Origin of the sequence: Paenibacillus sp. MAHUQ-63 (genome assembly GCF_028765165.1) — a bacterium.
GTDB lineage: Bacteria > Bacillota > Bacilli > Paenibacillales > NBRC-103111 > Paenibacillus_E.
The window spans coordinates 1,208,917-1,230,753 of record NZ_JARADB010000002.1 but is presented as its reverse complement, the minus strand read 5'-3'; the positions used below and the strand labels follow the sequence as shown (position 1 = coordinate 1,230,753).

Sequence of the window (21,837 nt, the reverse complement as noted above, 5' to 3'; positions counted from 1 at the left end):
CCCTTATTCACAAATTTGCACAGAAAAGGAGTTGGTATTCATGAGAAAATCGTTATTGTTCGTTGTGCTGCTTTCCTCCGTATTAGTGGGTGGCTGCTCATTCCTGGAAAGTGCCAACAGCACACTGGATTATGTCAATCAAGCTACTTCGCATATAAACAAACTGAGTACTTTCGCAGAACAAGCTCCCCAGATGATCAAGGATGCGGCAGCGAATCCCGAAACCAAAGCCGAGTTAGAGAAACAGTTGCTAGCCTTGAAGGCCGACATCGAACAATTTAATCTACGAAGCGTTCCGGCCATCGCCAAGGATATTCACCAACAACTCGTGGACAAAAACAAAGTGCTGTTGGATGAAATCAACAAAGTGGTAGAGAACGGGCACTTGGCGCTCGATAAGCTGCAAAATTCACAAATCATCACGACGATTAACGATATAACCGGACTGATTAACCGCATCAGCAGCTTAACCGGATAATCGTACCGGAACGACGCAGAGGGTGTCCCTGTAGCCATGGCAATGGCCGGGGGCACCCTCTCTTGGTCTCAGTTACTTGGGATAATACGAGAATCCGGGATATTTGACGACTGGCCATTTTTCTTTGCGCAGCGCCTCAATCAGCTCCGCTCCCACATGCAAATTCCCTTTCAGCAGCTCATGCGGCGTTAGCGCCATCCATTGATTCAAGGAGACGTCCTCGAAGCGGTCGCTTTTGAATATCTCCAGAAACCACAGCGTCTGCGTCCCCGTATTCTGGATGTAATGCCCCGTTGCAAATGGCACGTAGCCGACATCGCCGGCCCTGTAATCGAACGTCCGGGCATTGCCATTGCCGGTAAACACCGTCATCCGTCCCTGGCCGCTGAGATAATACTGCCACTCGTCGTTGTTGGGATGCCAGTGCAGCTCTCTCATGGCGCCAGGCTCAATCTCGACCAGCGCGGCTGCGATCTGCGTGGATATCGGGAAATTCGTGGAATCCACAATGCGCACGCTGCCCCCCGGCGTTTTGATCGGCGTCTGTGCTAACAGCTGATGCTTGAAGCTAAGCGGGATCGTGCCGTACGGAGACGGTACCTTGTCGGTCTCGATCGGACCGGGCACGGTGTCCTGATAAATGTAAACTTGTTGTTTAGGAATTTGGTCAAAGGCGCTCATCGGCACGCCGAAATTGGCGGACAGCACATCTTTGGGCGTATGTGCGAACCAATCCGAGATGGACAGTGTGTTCAAATCCGAGAAATGACCGTCATCGAAAACGAGCAAAAATTCACAATGCTCCAACCCTTGAATCGAATGCGGGAGACCCGGCGGAAAATACCAGAGATCGCCTGGTCCGACATCGGCAATGAAATTGCGGCCGTTCTGGTCGATGGCTGTAATTCGCGCACGGCCTAGCAGCATGTAGGACCATTCCGCCTGCTGATGCCAATGCAGCTCGCGCACCCCGCCGGCTGTCAGACTCATATTGACGCCGGCCATCGTCGTGGCGATCGGCAGCTCCCGAACCGTAATTTCTCTGGACCATCCGCCCTGATTCAACGTCATGGACGTATCTGAGAATGAGAACTTCAAATTCGGCATTAAGCCGTTGTCCGTGATCGGCGGCACCAGCATGTCGGGGTTCTCCATGTCCCTCATGATGTCCCTGGGTCCCGTATCCATTCCCCCTGCGCCGTCATAACGTATGGGCTGAGGCACATTTCGTTTTCCCGTATCCATAAGTTAGGCCCCCCTCCTATCGGGTTGTCAGCGATAAATGATCCTAAATGGTATGATGGATGGGAACCTTTTATGAATAGTCCGGTCTTATCTATTGGGGTGAACTATATTGACCGATGAAATGGATTACTTGAAATATTTGGACCAAGGCTATGACCGGGATCAAATCCTCTGTGAGTTAATGGAAAATTTCGGGGAAGATGTGTGGAATTTCGCGTACTTCCTGACACGCCGGCGAGAGGCGGCTGATGATTTGTCTCAAGAAGTGTTCCTAGCAGCCTATAACGGGATCTACGCCTTCCGCGGCGATTGCTCGGTCAAGAGCTGGCTGCTGACCATTACCAGGAATAAAGCCATGCATGTTCTGCAGAGCGCTTTTATCCGTAAAGTTACGTTGACAGACCGGTTGTTTGCCAGAAACAATGCCCCGCCGGCTGAGCAAGTGATCTTCACGCGGTTGGAAAATCGGCACTTGTGGGATATGGTCCTGCAGCTTCCCAGGAAATATCGGGAAGTCCTCATCCTGGATTACCACTATGGACTGAAGCAGAAAGAAATTGCCAAGCTGCTGCGGGTTTCGGAGGGAACCGTTAAATCTAGATCACACCGTGCCAAGAAGACGTTAAACAAATGGCTGTCGCAGGAATATAAGGAGGCGGATGAACGTGAAAGAAGATAAGCCCTTATGGGCGGAGCAACTGGCCGATTCCCCTTTTACAGGGTCGCATTTTACCCGGACGCTTGCCAATCAAATTCGAAGTCGAACGCGCGAAGTACGCCGTCGGCGGTTCAAGCGAATAGCCCTTGCGTCCCTCATTCCCGCCGTAATGCTCCTCCTATTCGTCGTTATTGAGGTGAGGAAGGATGCGCCCTTTTCTTTCATCGCGCCGCTTATCGGTACATCTAACGTCGCTGTGGATGGCAATCGCGCGTACACCCCAGACGGGCGACTGCTCTTCTCCGTTGCCGCTGAACCCGGCGCGCAGGCAGGTGTGACGAACGGGTATATTTTCCACTTTGAGGCTCCGTTCCAAACGTTCTACGGCAAAACGCTGACAGTCGAAGCCATTCACATGCGAACGGGCATCAGAGAAACGGTCTCCTCCGAAAACATTCAACAGCCGAGCAGCGGATACCCTGGACTTGAACGCTATGCAATCCGATTCGCCTTGCCCCTCGAGGGGCAGTGGGAGCTGCAGGTGAAACTGGATGACACCCTATACGGTAGTGTGAAGTTGGCGCTGCATCGTTCGGCATGGGACGTCGCCCCCTTATTCCAAGCCAACCAATATTGGCTGCGCGGCGTAGAGAACCGAATCGGATTTATTGATGCAGGATTCGAAGCCGGGAAAGTGCAGAAGTATATGTGGCATTTCTGGGGAACCGACGAACAGTTAAACGGGCCTTTTGAAGTGAAAGCGGTCAAGGAAGGCTCCGACACATTGATCACCGTATTCGCATCGGACCCGCTTAGCTCAGCCAATGCTCTGGGCGGCGAATTGAATGGCGCCGACCGCCATCTGCCGACGTCCATGATGCTGCCGGAGGCCGGGCGCTGGCGATTGCTTCCTTATGTGCGAGGCATGTTGTTGGATCCGATCGTCGTACAGGTCAATTAAAAAAAACGGTGCCTGGACGGAATCATTCCTTCCAAGCGCCGTTCTTTCAACTTATTTCACACCCATACGCATCCGGTAGCCAAACAATACGTCCCGCTCTTCGCCGCCGAACGCTTCCGCGACCGCTTCACGGAACGCCGTTATTTCGGCTTGCAGGTCGTCCGCTCCCCGCTTCAAGGCGGTTTGCAGACCTCCTTGGCTAAGCGCGATATTCGCGTAGCGCTCTGCGGTGCAAACTTCCCAGTTATGGAAAACAATTTCACGGCTGTAACGGAATAAGCCGGAGCCGCTAATTTGCTGCAGATGCTCTTCCTTGCTCCATTTGCGGGCTTGCTCTTCTTGCGGAGACAGCTCGGCCGCCCGAGCGTCGCTTAAAGCGTTCAGCTTGCGGAACGCTTCTTCGACTTGCCAATTGAGCGCCGGCGGCCAATCGCAATCATAGGCGGCGAATACGCCGCCGGGACGAAGGACGCGCGCGAATTCCCGAAGCGTGCTCTGAGGTTCCATCCAATGGAACGATTGAGAGCACGTGATGATGTCGGCGGATGCATCCGGCAGCTCGAGCTCATGCGAAAGTCCCTTCACAAAACGCAGCTGTTCCGGTTTATGAACCGCTTCCCATTTGCTTATGGCTACAGTGCGCATATCGTCGCTTGGCTCTACGCCGATAATACGCTGTGCCGCGTTCAACCAAATAAACGAGGACAGTCCTGTGCCGCAGCCCACATCGACGACGGTATGCGGCTGGCTGGATAGATAGGCAGTCAAGAGCTTAACCACCTCAGCGGGAGCTGTAGGCCGGTTCTGATCGTACAAAGCGCCGAACCCGGCAAACCGCTGAACATTATTCGTGCGAACATTCTCTAGCATGGCTTCTAATTCTCCTTACTGCGATTGTTTTCCTCATTATACAACATTCTGCCTAGCCGGAGGCAGGAATATGGGCACGGAGCGAACTCGCTTGCAGCGGAAAAAGAGCTGCATGGGCAGCCCTCTTGTTATCTGTGTTTTCAGCTCCTAAGGGCTCCTAAGTGCTCCTAAGCAATTCGTCTACTTTGATCTGCATGCTGCGCATCGTCGTCTTCTTATATTGCATGCCGAGTCTCAACACCTTGAGCTGCTCTCTGCGGGACAGCTTGCGGAATCGCGGCTCCCGCTTCAGAAAGGTGCGAATGATCGACCAGCTGCTAACCGTTACCCGGTCCGACTTGATCGGCGGAATTTCATAAGGCAGCGTCCGTTTGCGGAAACGGTTCACGAAGTTACCGACCTTTTCACTAAGCTTGCTTTCATCCACCAGACAAACGGCGGATTGTTTTTTGGTATGCTTTTTGAGGAAATTGAAATGCTGCTGTCCGTCCAAAATGACGTAGCCCTTCGCTTTTTTGCTTTTCTGCACGACCATTAAATGCATGAGATCCTGCGCTACTTTTTTCAATTCCTTTTTTCGACCAGAGGCTTTGGATATGGTACTTTCCGGCTTAATTTTACTCAGAGGTATATATTGCACCGTGTATCTCACCTGTACCCCTCCTCATCGCACAGCTGCTTAATGTAATCTATTCCATGATGTAACAGTGTATGTGCAATCGTGCCACGAAGCAGCTTGTTTCGGCGAATTTCGTCGGCAAAGCTTATTTTTCAACCCATTCCACCCACGGCCGAGCGAGTTGCCTCCAGTTCTCCGGCAGCGTATCCGAATGATTAACATATAAGGCCTTCAGAAAGGAGGAAATGCCGGTTACCTTGTTCTCCATCAATACTTCTTTGATCTCGGAAGGCTTGGCGGGTACCAACGGGTTCGTCACGGTACCGAATTGTTGGAACGGCAGGAACATCGCCAAGCTTTTACGGTAACTGCACCGATGCGGAAAGCGCGGAGAGCTGCCCGAATCGTATTTGGAGAGCTTCACGGAGGAATGATTCGCTATGAACATGGACCTGGCGTCCAATTCCAGCACGGCGAAAGCTTCTTCCGGCTCCCTCCTGCTATATGTGTCTATCATCATCTGGCAATCCTTACGCGTCGGCCAGAAAAACACATGCCGGTCCAGATGCGCCCGGAACTGCTCCAGCGTCGTCCCTGCCTCCATCATGCTCTCGGCGATCCGCAAGTGCGCGTTAATCGTAATCCGATACCCCTGATGTCGAATACTCTCCGGCTGAACCCGACGTTCTCCCGCCTGTCCGGGATCCAGCCAATGACTGGAACCGAGCGTATTCTCCGCCGCAATGGCAAGTAAATTGGAGGCTCTCGTAAAATGAAATAAGCTTTTCCGGCTCCCCGCACGGGTTATCATATCGGCAATGGCTAGAACCGCTTCATCGTCCATCCTTCATTCCCCTTATCCTTCCAAGCTTAGAATAGGTTCCCACCGGCCGGGGAGTTCCATACGGACAAAGCAAAAGGCCATCCCAGAGGCCAATGCAGACCTCGGGACAGCCCTTCTATCGTATTATGCGTGGAATTCTTGACCGGATCGAACTTCATTCACATAGCCGGCGCGGATGACGAAATCGCCGAAATGTTCGCCTTCCCAACGCTCTTTGGCATATTGGGTGATAATCGGTTGAAGCGACTGCAGAATCTCCGCTTCGCCGATATTTTCTTTGTACAGCTTGTTCAGACGGTTACCGGCATGGCCGCCGCCCAAGTACATGTTGTACTTGCCAGGCGCCTTACCGATGAACGCCAGCTCCGCCAGCATCGGACGTGCACAGCCGTTCGGGCAGCCTGTCATCCGGATGGTAATTTCTTTCTCGCTAATCCCGGCTTCCGCCAGCATCGGCTCGATTTTGTCCATCAGCTCAGGCAGATAACGCTCGGCTTCCGCCATCGCCATTCCGCACGTCGGCAGCGCAACGCAAGCCATGGAGCTTCTGCGCAGAGCCGTGTAGTGCATACCGTCCGTCAGACCGTATTCCTTGATCATTTCTTCGATCTTTTTCTTCTTCTGAGCGCTGATGTTCCCGATCACCAAGTTCTGATTCGCCGTCAGACGGAAGTCGCCGCCGTGAATTTTGGCGATTTCGCGAAGGCCTGTCAGCAGTTGATTGTTTTCTTCGTCTTTGATACGGCCGTTTTGGATGAACAGGGTGAAGTGCCATTTGCCGTTGCTGCCCTTAACCCAACCATAGCGGTCGCCGTTATCGTCAAACTGGTACGGACGCGCTGCCTGCAGCTTCCAGCCGAGGCGGCTGGTCAGCTCGTCAACGAACCACTCGATACCGCGGTCGTCGATCGTATATTTGAAGCGCGCATGCTTCCGTACGGAACGGTCGCCATAGTCACGCTGAATCGTCACGGTTTTCTCAGCCAAATCAACGACTTGATCCGGCGTGACGAAGCCGATGACTTGCGCAACCTGCGGATATGTTAACGGATCGCCATGCGTCATCCCCATACCGCCGCCTACCGTTACGTTAAAGCCCTGCAGCTTGCCGTTCTCCACAATGGCGATGAAGCCCAAATCTTGCGAGAAAACGTCGATATCGTTGGATGGCGGAACGGCAATCCCGATTTTGAACTTACGCGGCAAATACACTTTGCCGTAAATCGGCTCTTGCTCTTCGTCCTCACTGTGGACGATTTTCTCGCCGTCGAGCCAAATTTCGTGGTATGCGCGCGTCTGCGGATCCAAATGATTGCTGATGCGGCAAGCCCATTCGTACACTTCGCCGTGCACGTCCGACAAATGCGGATTCGGATTGCACATCACGTTACGGTTCACGTCACCGCAAGCTGCGAGCGTGCTGAGCATCGCGGCGTTGACTTCTTGAATCGTTTTTTTCATGTTCCATTTGAGCACACCGTGAAGCTGGAACGATTGGCGCGTTGTCAAACGGATGGTTCCGTTGGCGTATTTCTGTGCGATGCGGTCCATCATGAGCCATTGGTCCGGCGTCACGACACCGCCGGCAGCACGTACGCGCAGCATGAATTGATAGGCCGGCTCCAGCTTTTGCTTCTGGCGCTCGGTACGCAAGTCTCTGTCATCCTGCATATAGCTGCCGTGAAACTTCATCAGGCGGTTATCGTCTTCCGGAATCGATCCGGTGATCGTATCCAGCAGCGTCTCTTCGAGGCTCCCGCGCAAGTAATTGGTTCTCTGCTTGATATGTTCAACTTCGCTATGCGGTGCGCTATTCTTCGACAATAAATTGTTTTCTGACATCTTGGCCTCTCTCCTCTGGCAATCTACGGGCTAAATCTTAATAGACATCCCGTTGATAGCGTTTCTGCTGTTGCATACGGGACAAGTATTCAGCCGCTTCTTCGGAGCTGAAACCGCCCTCTTGTTCAATAATCGTTGCTAACGTTTGGTGAACGTCATGAGCCATGCGCTTCTCGTCCCCGCATACGTACACGCTGGCGCCTTCTTGCAGCCATTGGTAAAGATCTTTGCTTTTCTCGAGCATCCGGTGCTGGACATAGACTTTCTGGTCGGTATCCCGGGAGAATGCAACATCCATGCGTGTCAACACGCCGTCTTTCAACCAACGCTGCCATTCGATCTGATACAGGAAGTCAGTTGAGAAATGCTGATCGCCGTAGAACAGCCATGTTTTGCCTTCGGCACCTGTCTCTTCGCGCTCGCCGAGGAATGCACGGAATGGAGCGACGCCTGTACCCGGTCCGATCATAATGATAGGCGTATCCGGATTTTCCGGCATTTTGAAATTCGGATTGTTCTGAATGTATACCGGCAGCTTGTCGCCTGCGGCCACTCTTTCCGCCAATTGAACGGAGCATACGCCGTAACGTTCACGTCCGCGCGCTTCGTAACGAACCGTACGAACCGTCACGTGCACTTCTTCCGGGTACGCCTTCGAGCTGCTGGCAATGGAGTACAACCGAGCAGGCATTTTGCGCAGCACGGCGGTCAAGTCCGATGCGGCAATCCCTTTCAGCGAGAAATCCTCGACCAGATCCAGCAGATCTCTGCCACCGATATAGGCCTTGAGCTCTTGCTCGCTGCCTGGTGCAACAAGCGCCTGCAATTCGGCGTTTGATGTCAATTTCGCCACTTGTTCAAGGAGCGGTTTGGTCAATACCGTAATTTCATAATTGTTTATAAGTGCATCACGTACGGAACGTTTGTCACCGTTCTTGTTAATCGTCACTTGCTCGTCGGCATTCCAGCCCAACGCTTCGATCAGTTCGTCAACGAGACGGGGATGATTTTCCGGATAAATCCCGAGGCAATCGCCCGGCTCATATTGCAGGTTGGAACCTTCCAAGGAAATTTCCACGTGCCGTGTTTCGCGGTCGGAACCGCGTCCGTTCAAATTCAAGTTCTCCAGCACTTCCGCTTGGAACGGATTCGTTCTCGAGAATTCCGAATCGCCGCCGCTTACAGCGCTAACTGCAGCACCGCTTACAGCCGCTGCCGGCGAAGCGGCGTTCAGTGCGTTAAGCACACTGCTCATCCATTCTGCGGCAGGCTCGTCGAAGTCGACATCGCAATCGACGCGCGGTGCGATTTGCGCTGCGCCTAGCTCGCCCAAGCGTTTGTCGAAATCTTTGCCGGTTTGGCAGAAAAACTCATAAGAGGTGTCGCCCAGCGCAAGAACGGAGTAACGCATGCCGTCCAACTGAGGCGCTCTTTTGCTATGAAGGAATTCATGGAACGAAATCGCATTATCCGGCGGAACGCCTTCCCCGTGGGTACTGACAATGACGAGCAGGTTCTGTACCTTCTTCAGCCCATTCGGCTTGAAATCTGACATGGAGGACAGCGTAATCTGGAAGCCTTGCTCTTCGAGCTTCTTGGCAAACTTCTTCGCTACTCCTTGCGCTTTACCGGATTGCGATCCGAAGAGAACGGTAATCTCTTTGGATCCGGCAGGCGCTGCAGGCGCCGCACTCAATGCAGGCACTGCACCGGCAACTGCGGCACCGGCCGCTCCGGCGTTCAACGCTGTAAAATAACCGCTTAACCAGATTCGTTGACCATCGTTAAGCGTAGGCAGTAGACGATTCAGCAATTCTACTTGCTCCTGATTAAAAGGACTGTTCGTTACTTGGAGTTCCAACAAAATCCACCTCTCGTATGCTGCAGTAATAAAAATTCCCCAATTATTTTGTCGCATAATTTTTCACTCTCTTGAAGCTAACACAGCTTAGAGTACAGGTCAATTATAATGAATTTATAAGTTCTATCAGATTAACTGATATGGCGAGGAAATCATTCGATAAAACCCGACATAAACCCAATTTATACAACTGGTTTTATCGGTTTTGAAGGTGCGGCAAGGCTTCATCTTCGCGGTCCCGCAGATAGCTGACGGATACCGCTGCTCTTACCACATGAAAAACGGCCAATTTAACAAGCTAACGGACACCCGTGCCGTTAATTGCCGGTGCCGCCTGATTTCCCCTTCGAAATCGGCAAAAAATAAGCGCTCTGATGTCCGTCAGATCGGACTCAGGGCTATTTTCGCGGCAACAAACGGTTGTGGTGTCCTATTGATCCTCAATTGGCGGGGAAGCCACCCTCGCTTTCTCAAAGGCGCATCAGAGCCCGCCGCTCCGCCTGCGGCCTGCATTCCTGGCACACGCCGACAACGGTGCCCTTCTCATCCGCATAGAAGGCCAGCTTCTTCTCCTTCTTCCGGCAGAACGAACAAGCCTGCTTGCCCGGCGCAGCCTTCTTTTTCTCCTGGTACAACGACAGTTGAATGACTTTGGAAGTTTCCGTCTTATCTCTCACCTTCTGATACACTTTGTACAGGCCATAACCGCATACGATCAGAACGGGGATAAGAACGAGGAAATAGATCATGGCTCATCCTCCCTACATGGTTGCTGCAAGCTTCCCCCGGCCATCCATCATCCCGCCTGATCCTCGACGTGTGATACGCACCTATCCAGCGGAAGACGAAGCGTCATTCGGGTTCCATGGCCTGCGCGGCTTTCGAAACGAAACTGTGATTGCTCGCCATAGTACATTTTCATCCGGGACACCACGTTGCGCAGACCGAACAAATCCTTCTCCTTCTTGCGGTCCGACAAAATCCCGTCAGCTGCCTGACCCGCCGCTTCATCCAGCTTCGCACAAATATATTGCAGCCTAGCGCTGTCCACGCCTACGCCGTTATCGCTCACTTCAAGCACGAGCAGATGCCCTTGCAAATACGAGGAAATGACCAGCTCGCCGCCTGTACTCATCTTCTCCAAACCGTGAAGAACGGCATTCTCGACAAGCGGCTGCAGGAGAAGCTTCAGCACATGATAAGGCTTGCTTTCCTCGGCGATCTCATACCGTACGCTGAAATGATCCAGAAACCGGAGCTGCTGCACTTTAATATAATATGTCAAATGCATGATTGTCTCTGCAACTGAAAATGTTTCATTGCCTTTATTCAGACTCAGCCGGAAAAACTTGGACAAGTTCAGCACCATCTCGCTGATTTCGTCAGCTTCGTAGTTCTTGGCCGTCCAATAAATGGAGTCCAATGTATTATACAGGAAATGCGGATTAATTTGGGACTGCAGAAATTTCAATTCCATCTTGGATAGCAGCAGCTGCTTCTCATAATGGTCCCGGATGAGCAGTTTCTGGTTTTCCGCCATCCTATTGAAGGACTCGATGACATACCCCAGCTCATCCACCCGCTGATCCTCCAATTGGATCGTGAAGTTGCCTGTGCGCAGCTGCTTCATCCCATACGCGAGCTTGCGCAGCGGCGACGAAATGCCGCGATAGACGATCCACGAGATGACAATCGCGAGGACGAGACTGACGACCACTATACCGTATGTGAAAATTTTCAGCGAATCCGTATGGCTGCGAATTTCCCAGAGCGGCTGCTCCATCATCAGCGACCATCCGGATAGCTTCGATTGCACGGATATATTGACCATTTCCGTCCCGGTCTGCGGCGATTTGCGGATCGATCTCGCTTCTTCCTTCTTGTCCCAAACCTGCGCGCTGAGCCCCGCTCCCGTACCGGTAATGAGCTGGCCGCTGCTGCCGAACAAATAGATGTTGGCATTCTTGGAAGGCAAGAGCGGCTTCGCCTGCTCAATCAACGTGCTCTTCTTGATCGATAGTACGAGCAAATTCGGATTGATCAGCGTCCGGTTGTACGGATCCATCGTCCGGATCAGATGCACGCTATCCGCATCAAAATACGATTCCCCCTCCTGCGGCGTATAGAAGTAAGTCCCCCCGCCTGCTTCCATCAGCCGGATATACCAATCCTGCTTCTCTGCGCCCTCCGGCAGCTTCCGGCCGCCGAGCTTCGTAGAGATGACGGTCCGCGATGGCATATGAATAATCGTGATTTGATCCACCATCAAGTTGACGGTCGTCATGCTCGTCAGTTGATCCATCACCTGTGCAAGCTGCACGAACGACTGCTTCCCCGGCTCTTGGCCGACGGACTGCAAGGTCGCATTCATGTTCATATCGAACGCAATCAGAGAGGAGAGCTGCTCGATATTTTGCAGCGTTAGATCGATATAATCCGCCATCGTATGCAAGGCCCCTTGCGTTCGCTCCCCCGTCTGCACTTCCAGGATCGTCTGCGACTTGGCGATAGCGAACAGACTGAAGCCGGAGATGGGCAGCAGGATCAGCAGAAAATACCATGTCAGCCTGACCTGGATGAATCCGGTCAACAGCTTGCGCAATTTAGGCAGTACGTCTTTCCCCATACGGCGGTCCCTCCATTCGGTCCGGTTCATGGCTTCGCCTGCTTGGCGGTTTCCCGCCACCATTCATTCACTTCACCGGTAATCTCGTCGCCGCCGGCATCCTTCCACTTCTTCACAAAGGCATCGAATTCCGTGATCGGACTCATGCCCGCAATAATTCGGGTAAAGGTCTCTTCCTGCAGCTTGGACAGCTTGACCTGGTGCTTGCCCATAGCGGGCGTCGGAGGTCCGTTGAAACGGTTCTGCATGAGATTGCCGTCTATGCGCTGCAAATTGTCATACAACCGGTACTGCTGGCCCAGACCATCCAGCCGGTCCCGGGTCATCTCCGGATCCACCGTGTCGGCGAGAGCGCCATAAATGCCGCGATACCCGTGCTTGATATGTTCATCAAATGAGATGGACAGCTTGCCGTTCACGCGCTTCCACACCTCATTCTCGAAGCCGAGCTTCAAACTCATCTGGCCGGGCCCTGCGATAAAATCAAGAAATCGGACAACCGCTGCCGCATTGGCGCTTTTGAGAGGCACAACATTATAGGAGCGAACCGTGGACGTGCTGTACACCCCATGATGGCCGCCCGGCCCTACAGGGAAATCCAGAGGGATCCATTCGGCGTTCGCATCCTGCTTGCGGTTCGCTGCAATATGCGTACGGGTATCGGACCATGCGGCCGAATACAAGCCGACTCGGCCGGAAGCGATTTTATCGCCGAGCACGTCGATTTTGTTCAGCGGAAATTCCGGATCCAGCACATCCTGCTCATAGAGGGAGTTCAAATAGCGGAGCGCCTCTTTCATTTCCGGCATAATGCCCGCATATACAAGCTTACCGTCCCGCTCGTACCAGGCATTCATCTGTACCCCGAATGCGCCGAGGAATGGCGAGGTTCTGCCGAGCCGCTCCAGAATCGAGAACCCGTACGTATCCTTCTTCCCGTTCCCGTCAGGGTCCTGTTCGGCGAATGCCTTCATCACGGCCGTATATTCCTCAATCGTACGCGGCGGCTTCAATCCCAGCTTATCCAGCCAATCCTTGCGCGCGTACATGATTTCAGTCCCTTTCACCTCGCTCAGGCTCGGAATGGCATAGATGTTCCCGTCCACCGTTACGTTATCCCAAGCCGCCTGAGGGATTTTGGCCTTCAAGTTTGCCCCGTACTTCTCGATATAGCCGTTCAAAGGCGTCAGCGCTTTCTGATTGACGAAATTGATGAACCAGGACGGAGAGCTCGTATTGAGCAGATCCGGCGGATCCCCCGAAGTCATGATGACGTTCAGCTTCTCGTCGTAGCCGTTTAAGGGCGGCAGGGTCACATTCACTTGAACGCCGGTATTTTGCTCGATATAGGCCAAATAAGGGTTGTGTCCGGCATCCATGCCTTCCGGAAAGCTCATGCCCAAGCTGTTCGCCACAATGCGAATGAGCGGCGGCGACGCTTGGTCGCCCTTGTTGTCCCCTGCCTGTGTGCCGCAGCTTGTGGCTGTGAAGACTACGGCAATGGACAGCACAGCAAGACGTTTCGCACCTTTCATGGTCCCACCCCTTCCGGCTAGCGTTCCGCGAGGATGCGCTGCATGACCGGCGTCAGCCCGTCGGCCATTCGGGCAAAGCCCAGATCCGTCGGATGGGATCCGTCCACCGTGCAGTCCTGCGCATCTTCGCCTAGGAGGGCGGAGCCGTCGCAGAAATCTATATAGGCGTCTCCATTCTCGCGGCGCTGTTCCACCGTCTGCATCGATACGCGTCTGCGGTCAGCCCGGTCCTGCCGCATGGCCGCTTCGAAACGTTCTCTTGCATGGGTAATCCGCGAAATAACCAGAATCGGCGTCACGGGATGCTTCGCCCGGTAAATGTCAATGAAGGCGGGCAGCGTCTGCTGCAGCAGCTCCGTCGAAACGCAATTCGCTTCATAGTCCAAGATGAGGCATGCCGGTTCGTGCAGCTCCGCGATAATATGAGCGAGCTCAGGCTCGCCTTTGCCATTGCCGGAAAAGCCCAAATTCAGAAATTCGAGGTTGAAGCGCCGCGATAAAATATTCGTGTACGCCATGCCCGGACGGGAAGCGCACGCTCCCTGCGTAATGGAGGTGCCGTATATAATCACTTTGCGCTCAGACTCGTAAGGGGGAGGCTCCGCGATTCCGGCACCGGGCATTAGGCCGATCCAGACCTCTTCCACTGCTTGATATAATGGAAAATTGAGCGTAATGATCCGGTTCTCCCGGGCTAAATCATCGAACAGGAGACTTTCGTATTCGGACTGCCGGTGATCGTATCGGGTCGTGCCATAAAAAACTTGCTCACCGGGTCCGCCGATATAGCAGTCAAATCCGCATTGTCCGGTTGCCGCCATATGGTACATATCCGCTGCGCCTCTCAGCTTGACGCGAAGAGACAGCGCAGGGGAATCGGTAACAAACCGGATTTGCCCGCCGGACGTGCAGTCGGCCAGCTGATCGACCGCGGCCGGCAGCGGCCAAGCCGGTTGTGCCGGAAGCCGGCGGTAGCGTCCTTCCGCTTGCAGCCAGCCGAAGCCCGCAACTTGAAACGGCTGCTCAAGCGGCGAGTGCCATTGCAATGCGCGAGTCCCTGAAGTTATGTGCATATTCGCATCCAATTGTGCGGCGTTAACGCCTTTCGCTATATCCATCGGAACATCCCCTTCCTTCATTGGCTTTATAGCCAGCTCTTTATTACAAATTTTCGGCACAAGCCCGCCAATCCCTTTTTTGACCTTCATCAATGGTTATTAAAGTACCAAAAGAAGTCATCGTCCTCTGCTGTGACTCCCGGCCTGCTGTAATACAATGGGAATAACCTGTGAGATCAGGTTACAAAAGGAGGAGAACTTCGTTGGCAGACATGAGCATCAAACCATACACCGCCGATATCGTCATTCTCGGCGGTGGTACGGGCGGCTGCGCCGCCGCTTTGGCCGCAGCCAAGTCGGGCAAGACGGTGATCATGACCGAGGAAACCGATTGGATCGGGGGCCAGCTGACAAGCCAAGCCGTTCCGCCGGACGAACACCGCTGGATCGAGCAATTCGGCTGTACGCGAACGTACAGGCAGTTCCGGGACGGCGTGCGCAACTATTACCGCCGCCACTTCCCGCTCACCGAGGAAGCGCGCTCCCGCCTCCACCTCAATCCCGGGAACGGCGGCGTATCGCGGCTGTGCCACGAACCTCGCGCTGCGCTCGCGGTGCTGCAGGAAATGCTCGCCCCTTATATTCACAGCGGAAGATTGCGAATTCTGTACCGCTACCGGGTAAAGGCTGCCAGCGTGGACGGTGACGATGTGCGCTCCGTCACGGTGAAGCATACGCAGACCGGAGAGGAGCTGCTGCTGACAGCCGCTTACTTCCTGGACGCGACGGAGTGCGGAGATGTCCTGCCGCTTGCCGGAGCAGAGTATGTAACCGGCGCGGAATCGTTCAGCCAAACCGGGGAACCCCATGCGGTGAAGGGCGAAGCTCTGCCGCAGGACATGCAGGGGCTGACCTACTGCTTCGCCATGGATTATATCGAAGGCGAAGATCATACGATCGAGCGGCCGGAGCGCTACGATTTCTGGCGCGCTTACCAAGCCGATTTCTGGCCGGACCGGCTGCTGAGCTGGACGGGGGTGCGCCCGCATACGCTGGAGCCCGTCCAATACGAGCTCTTCGAGGGTACGGAGCACTATTCCCTCTTCTATTACCGGCGCATCATCGATGCCGGCAACTTCGAGCAAGGCTTCTATCCGAGCAGCATTACGCTCGTCAACTGGCCGCAGAACGATTACTGGCTCGGTTCCGTCATTGACGTGCCGGAGAGCGTGCGCGAACGTCACCTGTGGGATGCCAAACAGCTCAGCCTTTCGCTGCTCTATTGGCTGCAAACCGAGGCGCCGCGCCCCGACGGCGGCCGCGGCTACCCGGGCCTCCGCTTGCGCAAAGATATCGTCGGCACGGACGATGGCCTCGCGATGTATCCGTACATCCGCGAATCGCGCCGGATTAAAGCTGAGTTCACAGTGCTCGAGCAGCATGTGGGGGCAGCCTGCCGTGAAGACGGCAAGGCGGAGCATTTCTATGATTCCGTGGGAATCGGCTGCTATCGCATCGACCTGCATCCGAGCACAGGGAACCGCCACTACATCGATATCTCCTCCCTGCCGTTCCAGATTCCGCTCGGCAGCCTGATTCCCGTGCGAATGAACAATTTATTGCCCGCCTGCAAAAATCTTGGAGTCACCCACATCACGAACGGCTGCTACCGGCTTCATCCGGTCGAGTGGAATATCGGCGAAGCTGCCGGATTCTTGGCCAGCCGCTGTATCGACCGCCAGCTGAAACCGCGGGACATCCGCAACCGGCAAGCGGAGCTGCAGGACTTCCAGCGCATGTTAACCAGCTTCGGAATCGAATTGGAATGGCCGGCCATTCATGCCGTGTAAGCCGCAATAACCGTCCAATCAAATCAAAGATGAGGTGCTTAACCGATGAGCAAAGTAAAAGTAGCTGTAATTGGAGCCGGATCGATTTCCGAAATGCATTTGAGATCGTATCAAAACAATCCGGACGTTGAATTGGTTGCCATCTGCGATCTCAACGAAGAACGCGCCCGGACCAAAGCCGAGAAATACGGCATTAGCCGCGTTTTCACCGACTACCGCGAGCTGCTTCAAGATGCCGGCATCGATGCCGTGAGCATCTGCACATGGAACAACTCCCATGCCCCGATCTCCATTGCCGCGCTGGAGGCCGGCAAAAACGTGCTGACGGAGAAACCGCTGTGCAAAACGGTCGAGGAAGCGCTTGAAGTTGAGAAAGCCGTTCAACGGTCCGGCAAAACGCTGCAGGTCGGCTTCGTCCGCCGCTATGCGTCTAACACGGGCATTGTGAAGTCGTTCCTGGATAACGGCGAGCTTGGCGACATTTATTATGCCAAAGCTTCCTGCATCCGCCGATTGGGCAATCCGGGCGGCTGGTTCGCCGATGTGGAACGGTCCGGCGGCGGCCCGCTGATCGATGTCGGCGTGCACGTCATCGACCTGTGCTGGTACTTGATGGGCCGGCCGAAAGTCAAATCGGTCTCCGGCAATACGTACAAGCGGCTGGGCAACCGGGCGAACGTGAAAAACCTCGCATTCTACAAGGCGGCCGACTACGATGCGACACATAACACCGTCGAGGATATGGCGAATGCTTTGATCCGCTTCGAGAACGGCGCTTCCATTCTTGTCGATGTCAGCTTCACGCTGCACGCCAAGGAGGACGAGCTCACGGTCAAAGTGTACGGCGACAAAGGCGGCGCCGAGCTCGAGCCTCAGCTGGCCATCGTCACGGAGAAGTATGACACGATTATGAACCTGACTCCGCAGATCAATAACTTGTCCTTCGACTTCGTAGCCGGTTTCCAGCAGGAGATCAATTACTTCGTGGAAGTGTGTCAAGGCAAGAAAGAGACCCTCTCTCCCGTTCAAGACGGCGTGGAGATGATGAAAATTTTGTGCGGCATTTATGAATCCAGCCTGTTAGGCAAAGAAATTCACTTCTAAGACCTTCCTCCGGAAGCCGACATACGGAAAAGCCTGCAATTCTCTAGTTATTTCGTAAAGGGAAGGATTGTGAAGCCGTTGAAGAAGTCGAAATGGTTATTGTTCTCCTTATTGCTGTCGATGGCCGTTTCCATGTGGCCGATGGCGGCCTCCGCTGCGGAGACCGGGACAGGAACAGGGGCTGGAGCCGCAGGAGCGGCGGCCAGCCCTTCCGCCGCTGCGGATTACATTGAAGTCGAAGCCGCACCGGCCGATATTACGATCGATATCGAAGGTCCGCGCAAGCAAATCAATTACGTTGATAAAAATGTAAGCGGAATTACCGATTATATCGCGCTGTTCACGCCGGAGTATGCAACGCAGATGACCGTCGGCACGACCTCAGTCGCCGTCGTTGTCGATGCGGCAAGCCAGGTCACCCGGGTCGTCAATCCGTCCGTGAACGGCGGGGTGCCGGTCTGGACCGGCCCTACCGATTTGGTTATCCCCCAAGGCGGTTACATTCTCGTAGCCAATGACGACAGCTGGGCCAACAAAACGTATAAACAGTATTTGGCCAAAAATTTCAAAGTCGGGGATAAAATCAAGCTGCGCAAAAACGGCGATGTCATTCCGGTTACCGCCCTGATGACGGGACAAGGTCTGAAGGTTCAGCTGAAGCTGAACAATGACGATTGGTTCACGGTAACGCAGCCGACCGCTGCAATCTCAGGCAAGCTGGACAATGTGGAGCAAGGCGTCTCCTACGCCGTCAAGATCAATGAGACGAATGTTGCGCTGCAGGCAGGCCATACGTTCCAGATCACCATGGCGCTTGTGGAAGGCGTCAATTATTTCGATGTCGTCGCACTCAAGAACGGCGTAGAGAATGACCGCAAATCGCTGATCGTTTTCTACAAGAAGCAGACCGGCGCTCCGAAAGAAGTCGTGCTTTGGGTAGACCAAGGTACGAACATTTTCAAACTCCAGACACCGGAGAACATTCACGACATGCTGTTGAAAGCCAAGGATGCCGGCGTCACGGCGGTCGCGCTGGATGTGAAAGGCGTGGAAGGGTTCGCTAACTACAAGAAGAACGATCTGACCGGACGTCCGCACATCTCGCTTATGACGGCTCCGACCCGGGCGGGCGCGAATCCTAACCTGGACATGCTGGAAGAATTCATTAAATACGGTCATCAGCTGGGGATCAAAATTCATGCGGCATTCAACGTATTTGCAGAGGGCTCTCCCGCCCACAATGAATACGGTCTGCTGAACCAGCATCTCGATTGGGAGGAACGCGTCTTCCGTCCGGAAGACGGCGGCCAAATTCTTCGCCTGCGCGAGAGCAACTATTTCAAATCGGGCAAATCGCTCGTCGCTTTCGTGAACCCGGCGAATGACGATGTACGCGCCTTCGAACTCCTGAATCTGGAAGAAGTTATCAAAAACTATGATGTGGACGGCATCGTGCTCGACCGGACCCGCTACGATAACGAAACGGCCGACTTCTCTGCACAGACGAGAACCAAGTTCGAAGCCTTCCTTGCCGCAAGGGGCAAGCAGTTGAACAATTGGCCGGCGGACGTATTCTCATATGTGAACAATGGCAGAGTCAACGGTCCGCTGATCAACGATTGGTGGGAATTCCGTTCCTTAACGATCAAGACGTTCACGGACGATGTACGCGCCCTTACGGACCGATACACCGCTCTGAAAGGCAAGAAGATTCAATCTTCCGCTTATGTCGGCTCGTGGTTTGAATCGTATTATTTGAACGGCGTTCATTGGGGCAGCCCGAATTTCAAATATGATAAGCGGCTCCAGTTCCCTGAAGACAGTTTGTACACGGACTCTTATTCCAACACAGCCTATGTGAATAACATCGATTTCTTAATGATTGGTACTTATCAGACGACGCAGAAAGAAATCGAGCATCATATTACGTTAGGCAACATCATCACGAACGGCGAAGTGCCGATGTATGCCAGTATCGCGCTGGCGAACATTCAAGACCCGCCGCTTCAGCGGTCCGTCTTCCAGGCCGGCTTGTTGCAGTCGAATGGCCTCATGCTCTTCGATTATTCGCAAGTCAACTGGCCGGTCGTGAAAGCTTCGCTCCAGAACGTGGAGTATGTGAAGGATTACCAAGTCGGCTCAAGCGTTCCGGGCAACAGCGAATCATTCATCGAAGGCGATATGTACAATGTCAGCCGCAACGAGAACAATCTCAATGTGTACACCTCCTCATTCGGTCAGACGACAGCTACGACCACCTTCGGTGTAGAAGCCATTGTGGAAAGCAATGGAAAAGTCAGTAAAGTCGTCAACCAGCAGCAAGCATTGACTTGGAATTGGACGAATATGTCGCCCAATAATAGCGTCATACCGCAGGGAGGCTTCGTGATCTCCGCGCTGGACGCATCCGGCGTCAGAACGAGACGCCAGCTTGTCGCTCGCACCTATAAGGCAGGCGACGAGGTGAGAGCCGCCGTATTACGCGGGCATTTGGCTTACGAAGGCGCCTCTACCCCTCTGCCGAACATCGAGATCAAAGGCAGCGTTGAGGTACTGGGCCCCGGCACGGCTGAAGTACGCGTAGGCGGCGTTCCTGCCGCACTGCTACCGAACGGCGATTTCAGCGGTACGGCCGCTTTAAACGTAGGCGCCAACGACGTAAGCATGGCCGTCTATGTGGACGGCCGCAAAACGAACGAGAAAATCGTCCGTATTACGCGCACAGCTCCGGTTCTGACCGGCCTCACACTGGATGCGCCATCGTACCGTCTGGTGAAAGGCGATACGCATACAGCCGTGACGACGGCCGTGTACTCGGACGGATCGACGCTGCCGCTCATCGGCGCCGCCTTCTCCTCCAGCAATCCGCTGGTGGCAGCCGTTACACCTGACGGCAAAATTACGGCGCTCATGGCTGGAACGGCCGAGATTACCGCGCAGTATGAAGGCTTAACCGCCACCTCGACCGTCACTGTCGTCGAAATGACCCGGCTAGCTTATGAACAGCCGAAATACGCTATCGTCCAAGGTGAATCGTTCGCCGCTCCTTTGCTGGCCACGTATTCGGACGGTATGACGGCGTTCGTCACAACCGGACCGGCGTACCGCTCGTCGCATGACAAAACCGCCATTGTCACGGAGGACGGAACGATTACGGGCGTGAAGCAGGGTGCCGTGAAGATCACCGCCTCCTATCAAGGATTCAAGGCCGAGATCAAAGTCAAAGTCTTCAAGGATAATAAGGATAAAAACGATGAGCAAGCCAACATGGAGCTAGAGAGAGAATTAGACGCGATTGCTGCGGAGGAGCTTGAATAAAGTTGGAAATGGAAAAGGAGCTAAGCCGCTTGATGGGCTTAGCTCCTTTACTCGTATGCTGCGGTTCACTCGGTCCAAGAATTGGCTGAATAAAGCTGCTTTGACTGTTAGGGAAGTTCCAGCCATTGGAATGGCGTCTCGGCGGCTTTCCTGCCGTATTCCAAGATGGCGGCAATGGCAAGCGTTTGGTCTTTCGGGACAGCGAGCTTACCGGATTCAAAGAAGTGCACGAGGTTGTCAATGAAAGCCCCGAAGAAATTGGACTCTACTTTCAAATACTGCGACTGACCGCTTACCGTTTTCAAGGCCATGCTGAACGGGCAGTCTCCGCCATACTGATGCAATGTCGCCTGCCTGCCGTCTGCGTAGCCGATGATCAGGGACGGCGTATTCGCTGTACCCGTCCACATCACCTGCTTCACATCCGCGCCCATAAGCGCGACGATCGGTTCAACCTGGTGGATGGCGTACGTTTCGAATCTGCCCGGCCCCATCGTGCATACGGACTCGATTCCGCCCAGCTGCAGACTCGTATATTCCGCGGCGAACCGGAGCGCCGAAGTGGAATACATCGGCGTGCCGTGCTTCTCGGCCAGCTCGAACATGCGGGCAGCCGCAGCCCGGTCGGGGGCGAACGTCTTGTCGATGTAGGTCGGCTTACCCGACCGCAGAGCGGCCTGAGACAGCTCTTCATGGTGCTCGGCATGATCCGGCGACAGCACGATCAAATAATCGCTTCGCTCGACAACGGCTTCGGCGGATTCCAGCAGCTGGATCCCCTTCTTCTCGCACCATGCCGCATTGGTCAGTTTGCCTTCAACATTCGTCTTGCCATAAGCGTAAACGACCTTCATTCGGTTCCCTGACGCCGCTTCAATCCAAGCCGGATATTTCTCCGCATGCCATTCATCCAAGAAATAGTCGATAAATCCGATAGTTTTCATTGCCTTTCGCTCCTCCCCGAAATA

At 54.1% G+C, this 21,837-nt stretch carries 17 protein-coding genes; 6 read left to right on the top strand and 11 right to left on the bottom strand.

Going from position 1 to position 21,837, the window contains the following annotated elements; all coding sequences use genetic code 11:
* Positions 1–40: 40 nt before the first annotated feature.
* The gene (locus tag PUT07_RS13865; RefSeq protein ID WP_274468694.1) at positions 41–478 is read left to right on the top strand and encodes a DUF6376 family protein; all 438 of its coding nucleotides are present in this window, start codon (positions 41–43) and stop codon (positions 476–478) included.
* Between the two features lie 72 nt (positions 479–550).
* Here the strand turns inward: PUT07_RS13865 and PUT07_RS13860 are convergent, their stop codons facing one another.
* Positions 551–1,723, bottom strand: a complete 1,173-nt coding sequence (locus PUT07_RS13860) for an oxalate decarboxylase family bicupin (protein WP_274468693.1) — start codon at positions 1,721–1,723, stop codon at positions 551–553.
* A 109-nt stretch (positions 1,724–1,832) separates the two neighbouring features.
* Here PUT07_RS13860 and PUT07_RS13855 point away from each other — a divergent pair, with 109 nt between their 5' ends.
* Positions 1,833–2,402, top strand: coding sequence for an RNA polymerase sigma factor (locus PUT07_RS13855; RefSeq protein WP_274468692.1), 570 nt, complete (start codon positions 1,833–1,835; stop codon positions 2,400–2,402).
* Positions 2,389–3,342 carry a DUF4871 domain-containing protein gene (locus PUT07_RS13850; RefSeq protein ID WP_274468691.1) on the top strand — a complete coding sequence of 318 codons (954 nt, stop codon included), beginning with the start codon at positions 2,389–2,391 and terminating at the stop codon, positions 3,340–3,342. The genes PUT07_RS13855 and PUT07_RS13850 overlap by 14 nt, the downstream gene beginning before the upstream one ends.
* Before the next feature lie 51 nt (positions 3,343–3,393).
* Here PUT07_RS13850 and PUT07_RS13845 read toward each other — a convergent pair whose 3' ends face one another.
* The 9 genes from PUT07_RS13845 to PUT07_RS13805 form a co-directional block, all read right to left on the bottom strand.
* Positions 3,394–4,212 (bottom strand): class I SAM-dependent methyltransferase, encoded by an 819-nt coding sequence (locus PUT07_RS13845; RefSeq protein WP_274468690.1) that lies wholly within the window; start codon positions 4,210–4,212, stop codon positions 3,394–3,396.
* Positions 4,213–4,369: 157 nt separating this feature from the next.
* On the bottom strand, positions 4,370–4,864 hold the full coding sequence (locus tag PUT07_RS13840; RefSeq protein WP_274468689.1) for a hypothetical protein: 495 nt from the start codon (positions 4,862–4,864) through the stop codon (positions 4,370–4,372).
* 112 nt (positions 4,865–4,976) lie between these two features.
* Complete coding sequence (locus tag PUT07_RS13835; RefSeq protein ID WP_274468688.1) at positions 4,977–5,675, bottom strand: DUF7002 family protein; 699 nt, start codon at positions 5,673–5,675, stop codon at positions 4,977–4,979.
* Between the two features lie 123 nt (positions 5,676–5,798).
* Complete coding sequence (gene cysI / locus PUT07_RS13830) at positions 5,799–7,517, bottom strand: assimilatory sulfite reductase (NADPH) hemoprotein subunit (RefSeq protein WP_274468687.1); 1,719 nt, start codon at positions 7,515–7,517, stop codon at positions 5,799–5,801.
* A 37-nt stretch (positions 7,518–7,554) separates the two neighbouring features.
* Positions 7,555–9,378, bottom strand: a complete 1,824-nt coding sequence (locus tag PUT07_RS13825; RefSeq protein WP_274468686.1) for an assimilatory sulfite reductase (NADPH) flavoprotein subunit — start codon at positions 9,376–9,378, stop codon at positions 7,555–7,557.
* 470 nt (positions 9,379–9,848) lie between these two features.
* Positions 9,849–10,127, bottom strand: coding sequence for a hypothetical protein (locus PUT07_RS13820; protein WP_274468685.1), 279 nt, complete (start codon positions 10,125–10,127; stop codon positions 9,849–9,851).
* A 47-nt stretch (positions 10,128–10,174) separates the two neighbouring features.
* Positions 10,175–12,004, bottom strand: a complete 1,830-nt coding sequence (locus PUT07_RS13815; protein ID WP_274468684.1) for a cache domain-containing sensor histidine kinase — start codon at positions 12,002–12,004, stop codon at positions 10,175–10,177.
* A gap of 26 nt (positions 12,005–12,030) precedes the next feature.
* Complete coding sequence (locus tag PUT07_RS13810) at positions 12,031–13,539, bottom strand: extracellular solute-binding protein (RefSeq protein WP_274468683.1); 1,509 nt, start codon at positions 13,537–13,539, stop codon at positions 12,031–12,033.
* Positions 13,540–13,556: 17 nt separating this feature from the next.
* Entirely contained in the window at positions 13,557–14,657 is a 1,101-nt protein-coding gene (locus PUT07_RS13805) for an SGNH/GDSL hydrolase family protein (protein ID WP_274468682.1), read from the bottom strand.
* Between the two features lie 212 nt (positions 14,658–14,869).
* Here PUT07_RS13805 and PUT07_RS13800 point away from each other — a divergent pair, with 212 nt between their 5' ends.
* The 3 genes from PUT07_RS13800 to PUT07_RS13790 all read left to right on the top strand — a co-directional run bounded on the left by PUT07_RS13800 (position 14,870) and on the right by PUT07_RS13790 (position 20,869).
* Positions 14,870–16,447: an FAD-dependent oxidoreductase gene (locus tag PUT07_RS13800; RefSeq protein WP_274469318.1), complete on the top strand. Its 1,578-nt coding sequence runs from the start codon at positions 14,870–14,872 to the stop codon at positions 16,445–16,447.
* 45 nt (positions 16,448–16,492) lie between these two features.
* Positions 16,493–17,551 carry a Gfo/Idh/MocA family protein gene (locus PUT07_RS13795; protein WP_274468681.1) on the top strand — a complete coding sequence of 353 codons (1,059 nt, stop codon included), beginning with the start codon at positions 16,493–16,495 and terminating at the stop codon, positions 17,549–17,551.
* A gap of 78 nt (positions 17,552–17,629) precedes the next feature.
* Positions 17,630–20,869, top strand: coding sequence for a hypothetical protein (locus tag PUT07_RS13790; RefSeq protein WP_274468680.1), 3,240 nt, complete (start codon positions 17,630–17,632; stop codon positions 20,867–20,869).
* Positions 20,870–20,976: 107 nt separating this feature from the next.
* On the opposite strand, the gene PUT07_RS13785 is transcribed toward PUT07_RS13790, so the two are convergent.
* Positions 20,977–21,813 (bottom strand): Gfo/Idh/MocA family oxidoreductase, encoded by an 837-nt coding sequence (locus tag PUT07_RS13785; protein WP_274468679.1) that lies wholly within the window; start codon positions 21,811–21,813, stop codon positions 20,977–20,979.
* Positions 21,814–21,837 lie beyond the last annotated feature (24 nt).